This is a genomic window from Winogradskyella sp. MIT101101 (assembly GCF_047126865.1).
Taxonomy (GTDB): domain Bacteria; phylum Bacteroidota; class Bacteroidia; order Flavobacteriales; family Flavobacteriaceae; genus Winogradskyella; species Winogradskyella ouciana.
In genome coordinates this window covers 3,263,704-3,280,516 of sequence record NZ_CP138982.1, presented here as the reverse complement: position 1 = coordinate 3,280,516, position 16,813 = coordinate 3,263,704, and the positions used below count along the sequence as shown (strand labels likewise).

The 16,813-nt window shown below is 35.8% G+C and carries 12 protein-coding genes; 8 read left to right on the top strand and 4 right to left on the bottom strand.

The window, feature by feature from the left end; translation table 11 throughout:
- Both SIB89_RS14710 and SIB89_RS14705 read left to right on the top strand, forming a co-directional pair.
- Window positions 1–1,629, top strand: coding sequence for a M1 family metallopeptidase (locus tag SIB89_RS14710; protein WP_412560374.1), 1,629 nt, complete (start codon window positions 1–3; stop codon window positions 1,627–1,629).
- Window positions 1,630–1,634: 5 nt separating this feature from the next.
- Window positions 1,635–2,207: a YdeI/OmpD-associated family protein gene (locus SIB89_RS14705; protein ID WP_412560373.1), complete on the top strand. Its 573-nt coding sequence runs from the start codon at window positions 1,635–1,637 to the stop codon at window positions 2,205–2,207.
- Here SIB89_RS14705 and SIB89_RS14700 read toward each other — a convergent pair whose 3' ends face one another.
- Together SIB89_RS14700 and SIB89_RS14695 are read right to left on the bottom strand one after the other, a co-directional pair.
- A complete protein-coding gene (locus SIB89_RS14700) occupies window positions 2,208–2,936 on the bottom strand; it encodes a LytR/AlgR family response regulator transcription factor (RefSeq protein ID WP_412560372.1) in 729 nt (242 codons plus the stop codon).
- Window positions 2,933–3,979, bottom strand: coding sequence for a sensor histidine kinase (locus SIB89_RS14695; protein WP_412560371.1), 1,047 nt, complete (start codon window positions 3,977–3,979; stop codon window positions 2,933–2,935). The genes SIB89_RS14700 and SIB89_RS14695 overlap by 4 nt, the downstream gene beginning before the upstream one ends.
- A gap of 188 nt (window positions 3,980–4,167) precedes the next feature.
- Between SIB89_RS14695 and SIB89_RS14690 the strand changes: the two genes are divergently transcribed.
- Together SIB89_RS14690 and SIB89_RS14685 are read left to right on the top strand one after the other, a co-directional pair.
- A complete protein-coding gene (locus SIB89_RS14690; RefSeq protein WP_412560370.1) occupies window positions 4,168–6,570 on the top strand; it encodes a TonB-dependent receptor domain-containing protein in 2,403 nt (800 codons plus the stop codon).
- Between the two features lie 13 nt (window positions 6,571–6,583).
- Entirely contained in the window at window positions 6,584–7,474 is an 891-nt protein-coding gene (locus SIB89_RS14685; RefSeq protein WP_412560369.1) for a hypothetical protein, read from the top strand.
- A gap of 32 nt (window positions 7,475–7,506) precedes the next feature.
- On the opposite strand, the gene SIB89_RS14680 is transcribed toward SIB89_RS14685, so the two are convergent.
- Together SIB89_RS14680 and SIB89_RS14675 are read right to left on the bottom strand one after the other, a co-directional pair.
- Window positions 7,507–8,964, bottom strand: a complete 1,458-nt coding sequence (locus SIB89_RS14680) for a magnesium chelatase (protein ID WP_412560368.1) — start codon at window positions 8,962–8,964, stop codon at window positions 7,507–7,509.
- Window positions 8,965–9,049: 85 nt separating this feature from the next.
- Window positions 9,050–10,198, bottom strand: a complete 1,149-nt coding sequence (locus tag SIB89_RS14675; RefSeq protein ID WP_412560367.1) for a vWA domain-containing protein — start codon at window positions 10,196–10,198, stop codon at window positions 9,050–9,052.
- A 91-nt stretch (window positions 10,199–10,289) separates the two neighbouring features.
- Between SIB89_RS14675 and SIB89_RS14670 the strand changes: the two genes are divergently transcribed.
- The 4 genes from SIB89_RS14670 to SIB89_RS14655 all read left to right on the top strand — a co-directional run bounded on the left by SIB89_RS14670 (window position 10,290) and on the right by SIB89_RS14655 (window position 16,687).
- Window positions 10,290–10,889, top strand: a complete 600-nt coding sequence (locus SIB89_RS14670) for a hypothetical protein (RefSeq protein WP_273289326.1) — start codon at window positions 10,290–10,292, stop codon at window positions 10,887–10,889.
- An 81-nt stretch (window positions 10,890–10,970) separates the two neighbouring features.
- Entirely contained in the window at window positions 10,971–14,195 is a 3,225-nt protein-coding gene (locus SIB89_RS14665) for a VPS10 domain-containing protein (protein ID WP_412560366.1), read from the top strand.
- Window positions 14,196–14,215: 20 nt separating this feature from the next.
- Window positions 14,216–16,165 carry a S9 family peptidase gene (locus SIB89_RS14660; protein WP_412560365.1) on the top strand — a complete coding sequence of 650 codons (1,950 nt, stop codon included), beginning with the start codon at window positions 14,216–14,218 and terminating at the stop codon, window positions 16,163–16,165.
- 33 nt (window positions 16,166–16,198) lie between these two features.
- The gene (locus tag SIB89_RS14655; RefSeq protein WP_412560364.1) at window positions 16,199–16,687 is read left to right on the top strand and encodes a YdeI/OmpD-associated family protein; all 489 of its coding nucleotides are present in this window, start codon (window positions 16,199–16,201) and stop codon (window positions 16,685–16,687) included.
- Window positions 16,688–16,813 lie beyond the last annotated feature (126 nt).

Genomic DNA, 16,813 nt, shown 5'->3' with positions numbered 1-16,813 from the left:
ATGAAACATTATTTAATTATAGTTTTTCTATTCATATTTTCAATCTCAGAAGCACAACTTCTTCAAGATAAAACCGAATTCACTAGACAAGATACACTTAGAGGAAGCATCACTCCAGAGCGCGAATGGTGGGATTTAACCTATTACCACTTAGATGTTGAAGTAAAACCCGATCAGAAATTCATTTCAGGCAAAAACACCATTCAATACAAAGTTTTAAAACCGCATCAGGTGATGCAAATTGATCTTCAAGAACCAATGCAGATGCTGAAAGTACTTCAAGATGGAAAGGAACTCGAAGTAAAACATGAGGGTAATGCACATTTCGTTCAACTTGAAAAAAATCAAAATAGTGGTGATATTAATACCTTAGAGGTGCATTACGAAGGCATTCCACGTGAAGCCAAACGCGCACCTTGGGATGGAGGGTTTTCATGGAAAAAAGATAAAAACGGAAAACACTTCGTTGCAACCTCAAATCAAGGATTGGGTGCGAGTGTCTGGTGGCCTAACAAAGATCATATGTATGATGAAGTGGATAGTATGCTAATCAGTGTTACCATTCCAAATGGATTGACTAATGTTTCCAACGGTCGCTTACGCAAACTCGAAGATTTAGGTAACAAGGTGAAATCGCACTGGTTTGTGTCTAACCCAATCAACAATTATGGAGTTAATATCAATATTGGCGACTATGTCAACTTTTCAGAAGTTTATGAAGGTGAAAAAGGAGAATTGGACATGGATTATTGGGTACTCTCCTATAACCTCGAAAAAGCCAAAGAACACTTTAAGGACGCACCAAAAATGATGGAAGCATTTGAACATTGGTTTGGGCCATATCCATTTTACGAGGATAGCTTTAAATTGGTTGAAGTACCATATTTGGGTATGGAGCACCAAAGCTCAGTCACTTACGGCAATAAATATAGAAAAGGATATTTAGGTAGTGATTTATCGCGTACAGGTTGGGGCTTAAAGTTCGATTTTATAATCATTCACGAAGGTGGCCACGAGTGGTTTGCTAATAACATTACGAATAAGGATGTTGCTGATATGTGGATTCACGAAGGATTTACAGCTTACTCAGAAAATCTGTTTTTAGATTACTATTACGGTAAAGAAGCGTCTGCGGATTATGTCATTGGTACACGGGCCAATATTCAGAATGATAGACCACTGATTGGTTACTATAATGTAAATAAAGAAGGCTCTAGCGACATGTATTACAAAGGTGCCAATATGTTGCACACCTTAAGACAATTGATTGAAGATGACGACTTATGGAGAGACATTCTTCGAGGCTTGAATAGAGATTTTTATCATCAGACCGTGACTACAAAACAAATCGAAGATTATATCAGCGAGAAGACAAATAAAGATTTATCAGCGTTTTTTAACCAGTATCTGCGAGACGTTCGCATCCCAACTTTAGAGTATAAAATTGAAAATGATGAACTAAAATTTCGTTATATGAATATTGTTGAGGATTTCGATATGCCAATAGAAGTTGAAATTGATGGTAAAACAGAATGGATTTTCCCAAGCTCGGAATGGAAAACCAAAGCTATTAAAGGTGAAGACTTTAAAGTTGATAGAGACTATTATATTTATTCTAAACGAATCTAAATACATTGGAATTCCCAGAACTCTATTTTGAACGTGACACAGACTGGTACGATTGGCTTCTTCATAACCATGATAAACACCAAGCAGTTTATCTCATCTTTTATAAATTAGATACTGGCATCCCAACCATGCGCTGGGAGGAAGCGGTTAAAGTAGCCTTGTGTTTTGGCTGGATTGATTCTACCGTAAAAAGTTTAGACAACGGAAAACGTAAACAATACTTTTCACCAAGAAACCCAAAAGGAACTTGGAGTGCCCTAAATAAAAAATACATCGTAGAACTCGAAAAAGCTGGTTTAATTCAAGAACCAGGATGGAAACTAATTAATCTAGCTAAAGAAACTGGGAAATGGACCGATATGGATGATGTTGAAAATGGTATCATTCCAAAGGAATTACAAGATGCTTTTGACAACAACCCACAAGCTTTTGAAAATTACCAAAACTTCGCAAAAGGCTATAGAAAAAGTTATTTATCTTGGTTACATAGTGCAAAACGGGAAGCCACACGGCAAAAAAGAATCGCAGAAATAATCAGGCTCTGCCAACTAAATATTAAAAGTAGGGACAGCTGGTAGTTAAAACATCAACTTCTTGATATTTTCCATATAACCTCTACTCACTCTTACCACATCACCATTTTTCATAGTAACATCATAACTTTTAGAATATTTATGTAATTCTTTTACAGCATTTAGGTTAATAATTGATGAGCGATGCACTCTGATAAATACGGCGGAATTCAACTTTTCTTCTAATGTAGAAATACCGTAATTACTAACAAAGGTTTGTTGCTCCGTCACCAATTTCGAATAATCTCCATAGGCCTCAATTCTTATAACATTTTCAAGTGCAATCGTTACTAATTTATTCTGTGTTTGTACCAAGATACGTTCGGGAGATTGCGACGTGTCCATCAAAAGACTTTCTGCTAATGGCCTTGCTTTATTTTCAGCACTATTCTTCTTTAATTTTTCTACTGCAACCTTAAAACGTTCTTTAGTATAAGGCTTCAATAAATAATCAACCGCATGGACTTCAAACGCTTTAAGCGCATATTGGTCATAAGCCGTAGAAAAAACAATCTGTGGTAGTTCTTTAAGATGGGTTAAGACATCAAACCCTGTCATGCCTGGCATCTGTATATCTAAAAACACCAAATCGGGTTTAAATTCATTAATCATTTTAACGGCATCTACACCATTATTAGCTTCACCCAAAATGACAAATTCAGGATAATCCTCTAAATATTCCTTTATAAGTTTACGACCTGCTGCTTCATCATCTACCAGAATAACCTTCTTCATATGGCAAAGTTTATTTTAAGACCTTGAGGCTCATTGTCCGTTAACAACAGTGTGCTTTGGTACATTTTTTCGAGTCGAAGTTTAGTATTGGTAAGACCAATACCTTTTTCAAAAACTGAAGTCTTATCTTCTATACCTACTCCAGTATCACTAATTTCAAAATGCAATTTATCTTCTTTTTTAAAGATTCTGATGGAAATTTTCCCTCCTTCAATTAAGGACGATAATCCGTGTTTTATAGAGTTCTCTACTAAGGGCTGCAATAACATTGGCGGTACCATTTCATTTCTTAATTTATCATCGACATTAATCTCTACCTCTAACCTATCTTGAAATCGTTCTTTTTCTAAGTCGAGATATTTATTGACAAATTCTAGCTCTTCTCCTAATGGCACTTTTTCAACTTTTGAAGCTTTTAACTGATACCTAAATAAGTCTGATAGTTCTGCAATCATGCTTCGCGTCTTTTCGTTCTCTGCTGGTACGGACGCACTTATGGTATTGAAAATGTTATATAAAAAATGCGGATTTAATTGCGCTTTTAATGCAGACAGCTCACTTTTGAGTGCTGCGTTTTTAAGTTCTCCTTCTACCTTTAGTTTTCGTTGGTTTTCCATAAAATAACGGTAGGCAAAAAAACATCCAAAAAAGATGAGCAGGAAAAGAAACGGAATGTACCAGTCCCAAATGGCCCCAGTTCCTCTTAGTCGGCCTATTTCTAAAACATCTAAAAGTGCGTAACGAACCTCACGGACTATATAAGTAACAATTGGAATTAAAATGGCAACAGCTATAATCTGATGTCGTGTTTTTTGGCTTCGTAAAAGGTAAACACCTAAAACCCATATAAAGCCAGACGCTAATAAGTAAAACAGGTACGACATCCCAGACATGTACCAATATTCTCTAAGATTGGCCCATCCCCAAAATCCTTCATTTTCAAATCCACCGCCATTATACCATAGTACAATACGATATAAAATCGAAAAGAATAAATAGAAGCCAATGGTTATTAAAAGGCTATTTCTTGTACTGCGTTTCATTATGATTGCATTTAAAATATAAATATAAGACATAGTTGGCGTCCATGTAAACCAAAACAGACGAGTGGACCTATATACAGACGAATGGGAATGGCAATTCATCAGCCTATATACCAACTCAACGGTTATGACGTGTGTAACCGCATAATGTTTCTCAGATTTGTATCAGATATTAAAAATAAACAGATATGAAATCAATTCTAATATATATTGCCTTATCAAGTTTTAGCTTTTTACAAGCGCAAAATATCATCTCAGGTAAAGTAATTACCGCAAACCAACAGCCTGTTCCGTCGGCTATTATATCATTATTAGATGCTGAAACCAATAGCTTTATTAAAGGAGAACTTTCTAATGACACTGGAAACTTCAATTTTAAATCCATTGAAAACGGTACTTATATTATTCTAATTACGAGTTTAGGCTTAAAGGACTATAAGTCTGAAACTTTTGTTCTAAACAACTCCAATAAAAACTTCAACACCTTTATAATGCAAGAAGATTTGGCCGAACTAGATGAAGTCACTGTCGTTGCAGAGAAACCAATGATAGAAGTAAGAGCAGACAAAACCGTTTTTAATGTGGCTAATACAGTAAATGCCATTGGTGATTCTGGTTTTGAACTACTCAGAAAAGCACCAGGAATCATTATCGATAATTCTGATAGCATCATTGTTGAAGGCAAAGCTGGAGTCCTTTTTTACATAGACGATAGACCTTCCGTATTGCGAGGACAGGATTTGGTTAATTTTCTTAAAACCCTGCAAGCGGCAGATATTGAATCGATTGAAATTATAACTCAGCCTTCGTCTCGCTTTGATGCTGAGGGTAATGCTGGGATTATTAACATTAAACTAAAAAGAGATAAGTCATTAGGTACCAATGGAACTGTAGCCTCTTCTCTAACTATTGGTGATTTTGCGAGAACGAGTAATTCTGTATCATTTAACAACAGAAATAAAAAAACAAGTTTATATGGAACTTATAGCAATTTCTTCGGAAAAAGTACAGGTTTCATTAACCTCAACAGAACACAAAACGGCACTAATTTTAATGCACGTACTACCAGTGTTTACGATGCTAATAGAAACAATATCCGAATAGGATTCGATTATTATTCTAATAAGAAATCGACCTTTGGTATTATTGTAAATGGTAATTTTAATAATTCAAATTCTGAAAGTGATTCTAGAACTCCAATAACACCAAGTGGTGCTAACAGCCCTACAGAAGTCTTGGTTGCAGGAAGTGATTCTGAAAACAGAACGACGAACTTCTTTAGCAATATTAATTATAGATTTAAAGATACTTTAGGCCATTCTTTAAATATAGATTTAGATTATGGTAAATACGATAGTGAGCGTGAGAACCTTCAACCTAACCGTTACTTTAATGGAGATGAGACCCAAGTATTAAGCGAAAATATTGTCTTTTTTGATACACCAATTGATATTTCAATTATTTCAGGTCAAATCGATTACGAACAAAACTTTCTGAAAGGTACTCTTAGTATTGGCGTAAAATATTCAAAAGTTAAAACTGATAATTCTTTCGATGCTTTTGATAGAGCCAATGGTAATAATGATTTGGACGAATCACAATCTAACGACTTTAGTTATGATGAACAGATAAGTGCTGCCTATTTTAATTTCAGTCGAAAAATTGACAAGTTCAATTTGCAATTTGGCCTACGTTTAGAAAATACGGTGTCTGACGGCATATTAACTAGCTTATTAGGCGATCAGGATGATAGAGTAAAGCGTAACTACACCAACTGGTTTCCTAGTGGTGGAATAACCTATCAGGTGAATCAAAAAAACAGCTTGGCACTGATATACAGTAAGCGCATACAACGACCAAATTATCAGAGTTTAAATCCATTTCAGTATAGAATTGATGAATTGTCTTTTAGACAAGGTAATCCGTTTTTACAACCACAGTATACAGATAATGTAAAGCTATCGCACACCTACAATTACAGATTAACGACCTCTCTGAGCTATAGCTTTATTTCCGACTTTTTTGCGCAGGTCACCGAAGCAGTTGGTGATGAGCAAAACTTTATTATTCAACGTAATGTGGCAAATCAAAAAATCATAAACCTAGGGATATCTTATCCTACAAAAATCAATGACTGGTGGAGAATCTATGCTAGCCTAAATGCTTACAGAAGTATCTACGAGGCCACGAATCCAGACTTTGTATCCACCAAACAAAATACTTTAAGCTTTTATGCCCAGAATACATTTAAGCTTCCAAAAGCTATCACTTTTGAAGTTTCAGGCTGGTACAGTTCGCCTTCAGTTTGGGGAGGTACCTATCAAACACGTAGCTTAGGGTCGTTGAATTTAGCCTTTCAAAAGAAATTCTTAAACGATAAACTCACAGCTAGACTAGGTTTTAACGATATTCTTTTTACCTCACCGTGGCAAGGGACAACACGTTTTGGAGATTTATTTATCGATGGTAATGGTGGTGGTGACAGCAGACAAATACGCTTTAATCTCACTTATAATTTTGGTCGCGATGAGATTAAAAAGGCACAACAAAGAGATACAAGTATCGAAGAAGAAAAAGACCGAATAAATTAAAAAACTAGAAAATATGAAAACTCAACAATTAATAATATTAGCAATGTTTTTGTGTACGGCATTAATAAGTTATTCACAGCGAACATTTTTAAAAATAACCCAGAGCGAGAATGCCATCGATGTTATAGTGTATCCTCCGGGAACCAAATTTGAATTAAAAACCAAGGAAGGTTACATCGTTTTTAAGAACAGTGATGATCCTGGCACTCTAGATATTGATGATGAATATACGCTGTATGTTTACCCTAGTTGGAAAGATGCTGTTGATGTGTTTAAATTAACTGAAGGTAAAGTAGAAAAAGTACTTACCTCAACGTATACAGATGATGAAAACAATAGTCAATCCACAGAGAATAATGATGTCACAGCCCATTTTACCGTTAGCGATTCTAAAGAACGCGAAGGCAAAAAGAATTTAAACTTCAAACTCAGTAATGGTATCACTTTTATTTATGAAGACGATAAATATAGAGCATACCTCAATGAAGAAGACAACTATATACGTATTAAAGGCACTTATGTAATTGAAACAGAATTAGGCACATTAAAACTAAGTTTTAATCCATCGAATGGTGTAGTTTGGTGGGTTTTTGATAAAAAACAAAATAATTTAATAGGAAATTGGAAAATTGACCTGAGACCTACTCCATCTAGTCCAGAATATTTTCAAATCTTAGTCATTTCAAAGGTTGAAGGTAAAACTATTGAAGGTACATTTTACGGAAGTCCAATTAAAGACGGCTTTATAAACACGAATTGGGAGAGAACCTACTTCTTGTTCACAACATCAGATGGCAGCTACGATTACTATCACTCTGGCTATATGTTAAATGGAAAGTTATATGGTATATCCTATTGCCCAAACAGAAGTTTAACTGCACCTTGGATAGGAAAATTAAAATAATAAAAAGGGAAGCTTATTTGCTTCCCTTTTTATTATAACCCACTTATATAACTACCGTAAGGGTCTTTTATTTGTAGGCCTTCGGAATAACGATATTTACTGAGTTTTTTAAACTGTACCAAGCCCCAAAGAATAAACTCTTTTTCAAAATAAACATCGCGTTTATCGATATCTGGTTGATAATCTGCCAGTAAGGCATCTAATGGTTTTACTTCATCTAACTTTGCTTTATATACAGCATCATCAAAATTATCTAAAAGCTCAAATCCATCTCCATTAAAGAACCAGGAAATAAGATCATCATAAGGTGTTTCTTCTCCTTGCTTTTCTAACTTTTCTATCTTCGGAAAATACTTAGGAAATAAAGTTTTTATTGCTTCATCAATAAGTGTGTTAGCCACAAAATCAGCGCCCTCCTGCTCCCCTTCATATACCAATTCTACCTTACCAGTAATTGATGGAATAACACCAATAAAATCTGAAAGTCTTACGGTAGTCTGCTCATCTCCTGCCAACAAAGCGCGTCGCTCTGCAGTACTCAATAAATTTTCGAATGCTGTGATGCTCATTCTGGCACTTACACCACTCTTTACATCGACATATTCACTCTCACGTGCTTCAAAACTAATTTGTTCCAATAAGTCCTTAGCCAAATCTGGCACATAAACAGATTCCGATTGACGTTCATCTAATTTAGCTTCCTGCGAGGTAATCGTTCTGGCAGTATCTACAGAATCTGGATAATGTGTAAGAATCTGCGACCCAATTCTATCTTTTAACGGTGTTACGATGCTTCCTCTGTTGGTATAATCTTCAGGGTTTGCAGTAAACACAAATTGCATATCCAACGGCAATCGTAATTTAAAGCCTCTAATTTGAATATCACCTTCTTGCAAAATATTGAACAAGGCTACTTGAATCCGAGCTTGCAAATCTGGTAACTCGTTAATGACAAATATGCAACGGTTGGCGCGTGGAATCATTCCGTAGTGAATCACACGATCATCGGCATAACTTAATTTTAAATTCGCCGCTTTTATAGGATCTACATCTCCGATAATATCGGCCACAGTCACATCTGGTGTGGCGAGCTTTTCAGCAAAACGTTCGTCTCTATGTAACCATGTGATTGGTGTATCGTCACCTTTTTCAGTAATTAATTCCTTGGCAAATCTTGAAATAGGCTGCAGAGGATCATCATTGATTTCTGAACCTTCCACAATTGGGATATACTCATCCAGAAGATTAACCATCATACGCGCTAAACGTGTTTTGGCTTGACCTCTCAATCCCAAAAGATTGATATTATGACGTGATAAAATAGCACGTTCCAATTCAGGTATCACTGTATTTTCATAACCATGAATACCTTCAAAGGTGGTCACTTTGTTTTTAATATTCTCAATCAAATTATCTCTTAATTCATCTTTAATAGATTTTGATTGGTAACCTGCTTTTTTTAATCCTCCTAGTGTTTTTATGTCTTTCATTTTCCAGCTTTTGGCTCTGAGCCTTTAGCTGTTAGCATACTCTTCACGAGCTAAGGGCTAACACCTAAAAGCTAACAGCTTTTATTTATCCTTTAATTCTTTTTTTTCTGTTGTTTTCGTAATCTTCAAATATCATTTCGCCTAAACCTTTTAAACCTGTATAAAATGCTTTCCCTCTATTGGCTTGTGTAAATTCTCTAATAAATTGCATTAAATAAGGATCTTCAGCAATCATAAACGTCGTTATAGGAATATGCAATCGCCTTGCTTGTTGTGCCATAGCATAACATTTATTAGTAATATATGGATCTAAACCATTACTGTTTTTATAATATTGGCCATCTGGCATACGCAAGCAACTTGGTTTACCATCGGTTATCATAAAAATCTGCTTATTCGTGTTACGCTTTCTTCGTAACATATCCATCGCCAATTGCAATCCTGCGACTGTATTAGTATGATAAGGCCCAACTTTTAAATATGGTAAATCCTTAATTTTTATAGGCCAAGCATCGTTTCCAAAGACTAATATTTCTAAGGTATCTTTTGGATAGCGTGTAGTGATTAATTCTGATAACGCCATGGCCACTTTTTTCGCAGGCGTTATACGATCTTCACCATACAAGATCATACTATGGCTTATATCTATCATCAATACCGTACTCATCTGGCTTTTGTGAAGGGTCTCCTCCACTACCAGGTCGTCTTCAGTTAAATTAAAGTCTCCTATTCCGTTATTAATTTGCGCATTACGTAAACTTTCGGTCATCGATACTTTGTCTAAAGCATCACCAAATTGATACGCTCTAAAATCACCTGTGTGCTCATCACCAAGTCCTACACCTTTACTTTTATGATTACCAGAACCACTGCGTTTTATTTTACCAAAAATGTGATCTAATGCTTGTTGGCGTATAGCACGTTCCGTTTTTGCCGTAATGGCTAATCTCCCCTTTCCGTCACCAGTGCCATCACCTTCTCCGTTTATGTCTAATTCTTCTCTTATATAACCTTTGTTCTTTAGGTCTTCAATAAAATCGTCTATGGTATACTCTGGTGTGGTAAGTTTATATTCTTTATCTAACTGTTTTAACCAATCTATAGCTTCATCAAAATCTCCTGAAGTGTAGGTGATCAATTCCTTGAAGATCTCAAAGAGCTTATCAAAAGGTGATTGATTGGGAGCTTCATAGGTTTTAAAGATAAAACCAGACTTTTTTAACTTTTCTTTCATTGCAGCATAAAAATAAGGCTTTTTAACCTGTCAACAATACAGCACTTTTATATTCTAACATTTTATTAACTTTACTTAAAACAAACCAAAAATGTCAGAAGAAATAGATGAAAGTTTAGATAAACCAAGAAGAAAGATCAACTGGACAACTGATAAGATAATGAGCACTTCAGCATTATTTATCAGTGTTATTTCATTGACAGCACTAATTTATCAATCTTACCTAGCTAGAGAAGAAAATAAGCTCATTCAAACTCAACAAAGTGCTTCAGTTTTACCACATTTAAACCAATGGGTGAGTAACTATAACAATTCATTTAAGTTTGTTATCGGAAATAAAGGTGTTGGTCCTGCATTTATTGATGATGTAGAGATCTTGTTGGACTCAACCCATAAATTCAATAATACAAAGGATTTGTTTCAACATATATTTAAAAATACAAAAGGTCTTGATACCATACCTTATACCCAAAGCACCCTAATAAAAGGATTTGTTTTACCAGCAAATGACCAAATCAATCTTTTAGAGATTAACGCTTCAGAAAATATTGGAATTGTCAGGAAGGCTCTAAACCAAAAACAAATTCTCTATAAAATAAAGTATAAAGATGTTTATGGAGCTAAGTGGCTACTATCCAACTACAATCAAAATGACAATAGCGCAACAATCCCCATTCTATTAGCAGAATAATTTTTTACATTAACATCTCTTTTAGAAATCGCGTTTATCTTTTCATTAACTTTAAGGCTTTAGTTAACTAACCTTAAACAAATGAAGAAATTATCGACGCTTGTTATGCTCTTCTGCATAGCACTACTCTCTGCACAAGAATTTTCAATGGACATGGTCAAGAATATGGCACCACGCAATATTGGGCCTGGTGGCATGTCTGGTCGTGTTACAGCAATTGATGTTGTACTCAACAATCCTGATGTAATGTACGTTGGCACAGCCTCAGGTGGCCTTTGGAAATCAACTTCTGGAGGCATTAAATGGGAACCCATTTTTGATGAAGAATTGACAGCTTCCATAGGTGCTGTAGAAATTCAACAATCCAATCCAAGTGTTATTTGGGTCGGTACAGGAGAAGGGAATCCTCGTAACTCACTTAATGGTGGTTTTGGTGTTTACAAATCGCTCGATGGTGGAAAAAGTTGGATGGCAATGGGTCTTGAAAACACAAGACACATTCATAGAATTATAGTAGATCCTACCAATCCAGATGTGGTTTATGTTGGTGCCATTGGTTCACCTTGGGGAGAACACCCAGAGCGTGGAGTGTTTAAAACTACTGATGGAGGAAAAACCTGGAACAAAATCCTTTTTGCCAATAACAAAACAGGAGTTGCGGATTTAGTGATGGATCCTACAAATCCGAATAAGCTCATTGCTGCTATGTGGGAACATAAGCGCGACCCTTGGTTTTTTAATTCAGGTGGTAAAGGCTCAGGACTGCACATCACGCACGATGGTGGTGAAACTTGGAAAAAAATCACAGAAGATGATGGGTTTCCAAAAGGAGAGTTGGGTAGAATTGGAGTGGCTATTGCTCCAAACAAGCCGAATATCATTTATGCATTAGTGGAGGCCAAAAAGAATGCACTTTATAAAAGTGAAGATGGTGGTTTTAAGTGGAAAAAAATCAACGATAAAAATGATATTGGAAACCGTCCGTTTTATTATTCGGAAATTTATGTAGATCCTCAAAATGAAAATAGAGTCTATTCGGTGTTTACTTATGTAAATGTTTCTGAAGATGGCGGCAAGAATTTTGAACAACTTATGCCTGCTTACGGAGTGAGTAATGGTATTCATCCAGACCATCACGCGTGGTGGATTCACCCAGATGACGGCAGTTTTATGATTGACGGGAATGATGGTGGTATGAACATAACCAAAGATGGTGGAAAAACATGGCGTTTTATTGGTAACCTACCTGTAGCCCAGTTCTACCATATTAATGTAGACAATGAATTTCCGTATAATGTTTATGGAGGTATGCAAGATAACGGTTCCTGGAGAGGACCAGCTTATGTTTGGCGCGCACAAGGTATAAGAAATAGCTATTGGCAAGAAATTAGTTTTGGAGATGGTTTTGACGTGGTACCAGATAGAGACGATAGTCGTTATGGTTGGTCTATGAGTCAGCAAGGTTTTGTAAGTCGTTACGATTGGAAAACCGGTAATAATTATGGTGTACGACCAACACATCCAGATCCGGATGTGCAATTGCGTTTTAATTGGAATTCAGCTATAAATATTGATCCTTTTGACAATAGTACTATTTACTTCGGAAGTCAGTTTGTACACAAATCCACGGATAAAGGTGAAACTTGGGAAGTGATTTCCCCAGATTTAACTACCAACGATCCTGAAAAACAAAAACAATCAGAAAGTGGTGGCCTCACAATGGATGCTACTGGTGCAGAAAACCATACTACAATTTTAGTGATAGAACCTTCACCTGTTGAAAAAGATATGCTTTGGGTTGGCACAGACGATGGTCGTGTGCATTACACCCAAGATGGAGGTGACAACTGGACAGACGTTTCAAACATTAAGGGACTACCCGAAGGCAGTTGGATTGCACAAATAAAAGCTTCTAATAAAAATAAAGGTGAGGCCCTTTTAATCGCGAATGATTATAGACGATTCAACTACACACCTTATGCGTACAGAACTAAAAACTACGGTAAAACTTGGGAGCGCATCGTTGATGAAAATGATGTTGAAAGTTACACTTTAGCCATAGTTGAAGACTTAGAAGAACCCAACTTAATGTTCTTAGGTACTGATGATGGTTTATATGTCTCCTTAACTGCTGGAGAAAAATGGACGAAGTGGACAGAAGGTTTCCCAACAACTTCGGTTAAGGATTTGGTGATTCACCCAAGAGAACATGATTTGGTTATTGGAACTTTTGGACGTGCTGCTTGGGTTTTGGATGATATTAGACCGTTAAGGGAAATGGCGAAGAATTCATCTATAATGAATTCAAACATTGAGCTATTTGATCCACCAACAGCTTACCAGGCTGCATACCAACAACCAACAGGAAGTCGTTTTGGTGCTGATGCCATGTATCATGGTGAAAATCGTGGTGGTGGAGCACGTTTCTCGTATTTATTCAACAAAAAAGAGCAACCAAAGAAAACTGATGATGACAAAGAAAAAGATGATGACATGGAAGAGGAAGAAGATGACATGGATTCAACTTCAGACAAGGAAAAAACCGTAAAATGGGACTCACTTCAACTTAAAATTTATGATGGAGATCGATTAATCAGAACGTTAAAACAAAAAGCACCAAAGGAAAACGGTATCCATAAATGGACATGGTATATGGATGAAGCTGGTGTAAGCAGACCATCTAGACGTATCAGAAAACAGACCAGAGAATCTGGAGGTGTCAGTGTAAAACCAGGGACATATAGAGCTGTATTGCATTATGGAGATCAAACTTCTGAAACTAGTATCAAAGTAGAATCAGACCCGAGGTTAAATGTGTCTCAAAAGAACATTGATGAAGTCTATGCTACGGCTAAACAACTTGAGCAAGTACAAGAAACAGTTGCAAATGCCGTTGAGCAGTTAGTAGAAAGTAAAGACATTGCTGAAAAGTATAAAAAAGAACTATCTCAATTAGATAAGGAGACGTATAAAGAACAGATAGAAGCTTCAAAAAATACTGTAAAAGCCATAGACAGTCTAATTGATAAATATTTAGGTAAAATAGATAAGCGCCAAGGGATAACCAGAAATCCTGAAGTAACACCTTTACAGCGATTGAGAACAGCTCAAAGTTATGTGTACAATAGTCAAAATGGTATAACCTCTACTGAGACGACCTTAATAAAACATGCTAAAGACGCTATAGATGAGCTATTAGGTGAAACCAACAGTTTCTTTAATAAAGAATGGAAAGAATACCAAAACCAAATGAAACAAATTCAAATGGATCCATTTAAAGAGACCAAGGTGTTTAGTATCGACTAACAATCAAAAAACAATAAATTATGAAAACAAAATTCTTAACATTATGTATTGTGCTTTCCATGTTTTCTTGCAAAAAAGACAAAAAAGAACAACAGACAGCGCAGCGTGACATTCAAAATTATACCATAAATCAATTTATGGATAACGAAGCTGTGGGAGGTGGAAGCTTTTCACCAGATAATAGTAACCTATTAATTTCCAGTAACCGTTCTGGCATCTATAACGTTTATACCATACCTACAAAAGGGGTTGAGATGACTCCGATTACACAATCAGATAGTACATCTTACTTCGCCAATGCCTATTTTCCTGATGATAATAGAATGTTATTAAGTGCTGATGGTAATGGTGATGAAATTGACCATTTGTATGTTAGAGAAACCGATGGTAGCATTAAGAACATTACACCTATAGAAGGTGCAAAAGCCAATTTTTACGGTTGGTCTAAAGACGACAAGTATCTGTACTATGGCTCTAATAAAAGAGACCCTAAGTATTTTGATGTTTACAAAATGTCTATTGATGACTATTCATCAGAAATGCTATACCAAAACAACGATGGGATGGATTTTAGTGGTATGTCTGAAGATGAAAACTATTTCGCTTTGTCAAAAACCGTAAATACCAACGATAGTGATTTATTTATTTACAATGCTAAAACCAAGGAAACTACCAAGATAAATGATAACATGAGCGGTAATTCGGCTCAAGATTTTTCGAAGGATAACAGCAAATTCTATTACACCACTGATGATGGTTCTGAGTTTTCATACTTAATGTCTTATGACTTAAACACCAAGGAAAAGAAAAAAGAAATTGAGAAATCTTGGGATATTATGGGCAGTGGTTTTACTTCAGAAGGAACTTATATGGTCGTTTACGTTAACGAAGATGGTAAAAATGCTATTGAAGTATTGGATACCAAAACCATGGAACCAATAGACTTACCAGATTTTGAAGGAAAAAGTATTACAAGCGTAAGCTTTAGTGACGACGAAAAATGGATGCGTATGTATGTTGGTGGATCAAATGCGCCTTCTGATTTATACACCTATAATCTCGATACTCAAGAACAATATAAACTCACGAATGTACTTAACGAAGAGATCAATCCAGAAGATTTGGTAACAGCAAAAGTGATTCGCTACAAATCTTTTGATGGTGTTGAGATTCCAGCGATTTATTACTTACCACATCAGGCCTCTGAGGATAATAAAGTACCTGCTATGGTATGGGTACATGGTGGTCCTGGTGGACAAACACGCCAAAACTTTAGTTCATTAATTCAGTACATGGTCAACCAAGGTTATGCGGTTCTTGCCGTTAATAATCGTGGTAGTAGTGGCTATGGAAAAACGTTCTATCAAATGGATGACAAAAACCATGGTGAGAAGGATTTACAAGACTGTGTTGAAGGTAAAAACTGGTTAGCGACGCAGCCAGAAATAGATGGTGATAAAATTGGTATTATTGGCGGCTCTTATGGTGGTTATATGACCATGGCAGCATTAACCTATACACCAGAAGAATTTGATGTGGGTGTCAACCTTTTTGGAGTAACTAATTGGATGCGAACTTTAAAAAGTATTCCACCATATTGGGAATCTTTTAGAGAAGCGCTTTATGATGAATTGGGTGACCCGTTTTCAGCAGATTCTGTACGACTCAAAAAGATTTCACCATTATTCCATACTGATAAAGTTACCAAACCACTAATTGTGCTTCAAGGTTCAAAGGATCCAAGAGTATTACAAGTTGAGTCTGATGAAATTGTAGCTGGCGTTAGAAAAAACGGTGTTCCTGTTGAGTATGTATTGTTTGAAGATGAAGGTCATGGGTTTATAAAAAAGGAAAATCAAATTGAAGCCTATAGTAAAATTATAGAGTTTTTAGATGTACATCTTAAAAAGGAAAATGAACCTATTGATGGTGAAACCTCATCTAAAAAAATTGAATCTGAGACGGAATAGCAGCTACAGAATAATTTTAGTAATTAAAACCGAATGCTAAAAAGCGAAGTTTTTGAGGTGACTCTGGCAAATAAATACAGTGTTATTCTGCCAGAGGAACCTATTATAGACTTTATAGAGAATAATCATAACCGTGTAAAGGTTATAGCATCTTTCGAAAATCATCAAATTGAATTTTATGCCGCATTGAAGAAAGAGAAAACCGAGTTGTTTCGTATTTATTTCAGTAAGGCAAAACAGAAAGAACTTGGGGTTTTTCCGAATGATTATTTTAAGCTTCAAATACTTGAAGACACTTCAAAATATGGAGTTGAAATGTCCGAAGAATTAGAAGCTGTACTCTTAAGTGACTATGACGCATTTCAAATTTTTGAACATCTGACACCAGGTAAGCAGCGTACTATTATCTATGCCATTTCTAGATATAAAGCATCACAAACGCGTATTGATAAATCCATTCTGCTCACTGAAAACCTTAAAAGAGGCATAAAAGACCCCAAATTGTGGCTAAAAATCAATTAGCTCTTAATCTCGTTGCCTCTTATGTTAAATCGTACAGATTTTAATTATATTAGTGAAAATTTTAACTCAATTCAGTTTGAATTTGCAATACCATTGATATATATTTAACTTTATGGACATAAATAA

Coding starts and splice junctions, on each gene's coding strand:
- SIB89_RS14685 (WP_412560369.1), top strand. CDS start 6,584: ATGAAAACTCAACAATTAATAATATTAGCAATGTTTTTGTGTACGGCA.
- SIB89_RS14655 (WP_412560364.1), top strand. CDS start 16,199: ATGCTAAAAAGCGAAGTTTTTGAGGTGACTCTGGCAAATAAATACAGT.
- SIB89_RS14700 (WP_412560372.1), bottom strand. CDS start 2,936: ATGAAGAAGGTTATTCTGGTAGATGATGAAGCAGCAGGTCGTAAACTT.
- SIB89_RS14680 (WP_412560368.1), bottom strand. CDS start 8,964: ATGAAAGACATAAAAACACTAGGAGGATTAAAAAAAGCAGGTTACCAA.
- SIB89_RS14660 (WP_412560365.1), top strand. CDS start 14,216: ATGAAAACAAAATTCTTAACATTATGTATTGTGCTTTCCATGTTTTCT.
- SIB89_RS14695 (WP_412560371.1), bottom strand. CDS start 3,979: ATGAAACGCAGTACAAGAAATAGCCTTTTAATAACCATTGGCTTCTAT.
- SIB89_RS14675 (WP_412560367.1), bottom strand. CDS start 10,198: ATGAAAGAAAAGTTAAAAAAGTCTGGTTTTATCTTTAAAACCTATGAA.
- SIB89_RS14710 (WP_412560374.1), top strand. CDS start 1: ATGAAACATTATTTAATTATAGTTTTTCTATTCATATTTTCAATCTCA.
- SIB89_RS14665 (WP_412560366.1), top strand. CDS start 10,971: ATGAAGAAATTATCGACGCTTGTTATGCTCTTCTGCATAGCACTACTC.
- SIB89_RS14670 (WP_273289326.1), top strand. CDS start 10,290: ATGTCAGAAGAAATAGATGAAAGTTTAGATAAACCAAGAAGAAAGATC.
- SIB89_RS14690 (WP_412560370.1), top strand. CDS start 4,168: ATGAAATCAATTCTAATATATATTGCCTTATCAAGTTTTAGCTTTTTA.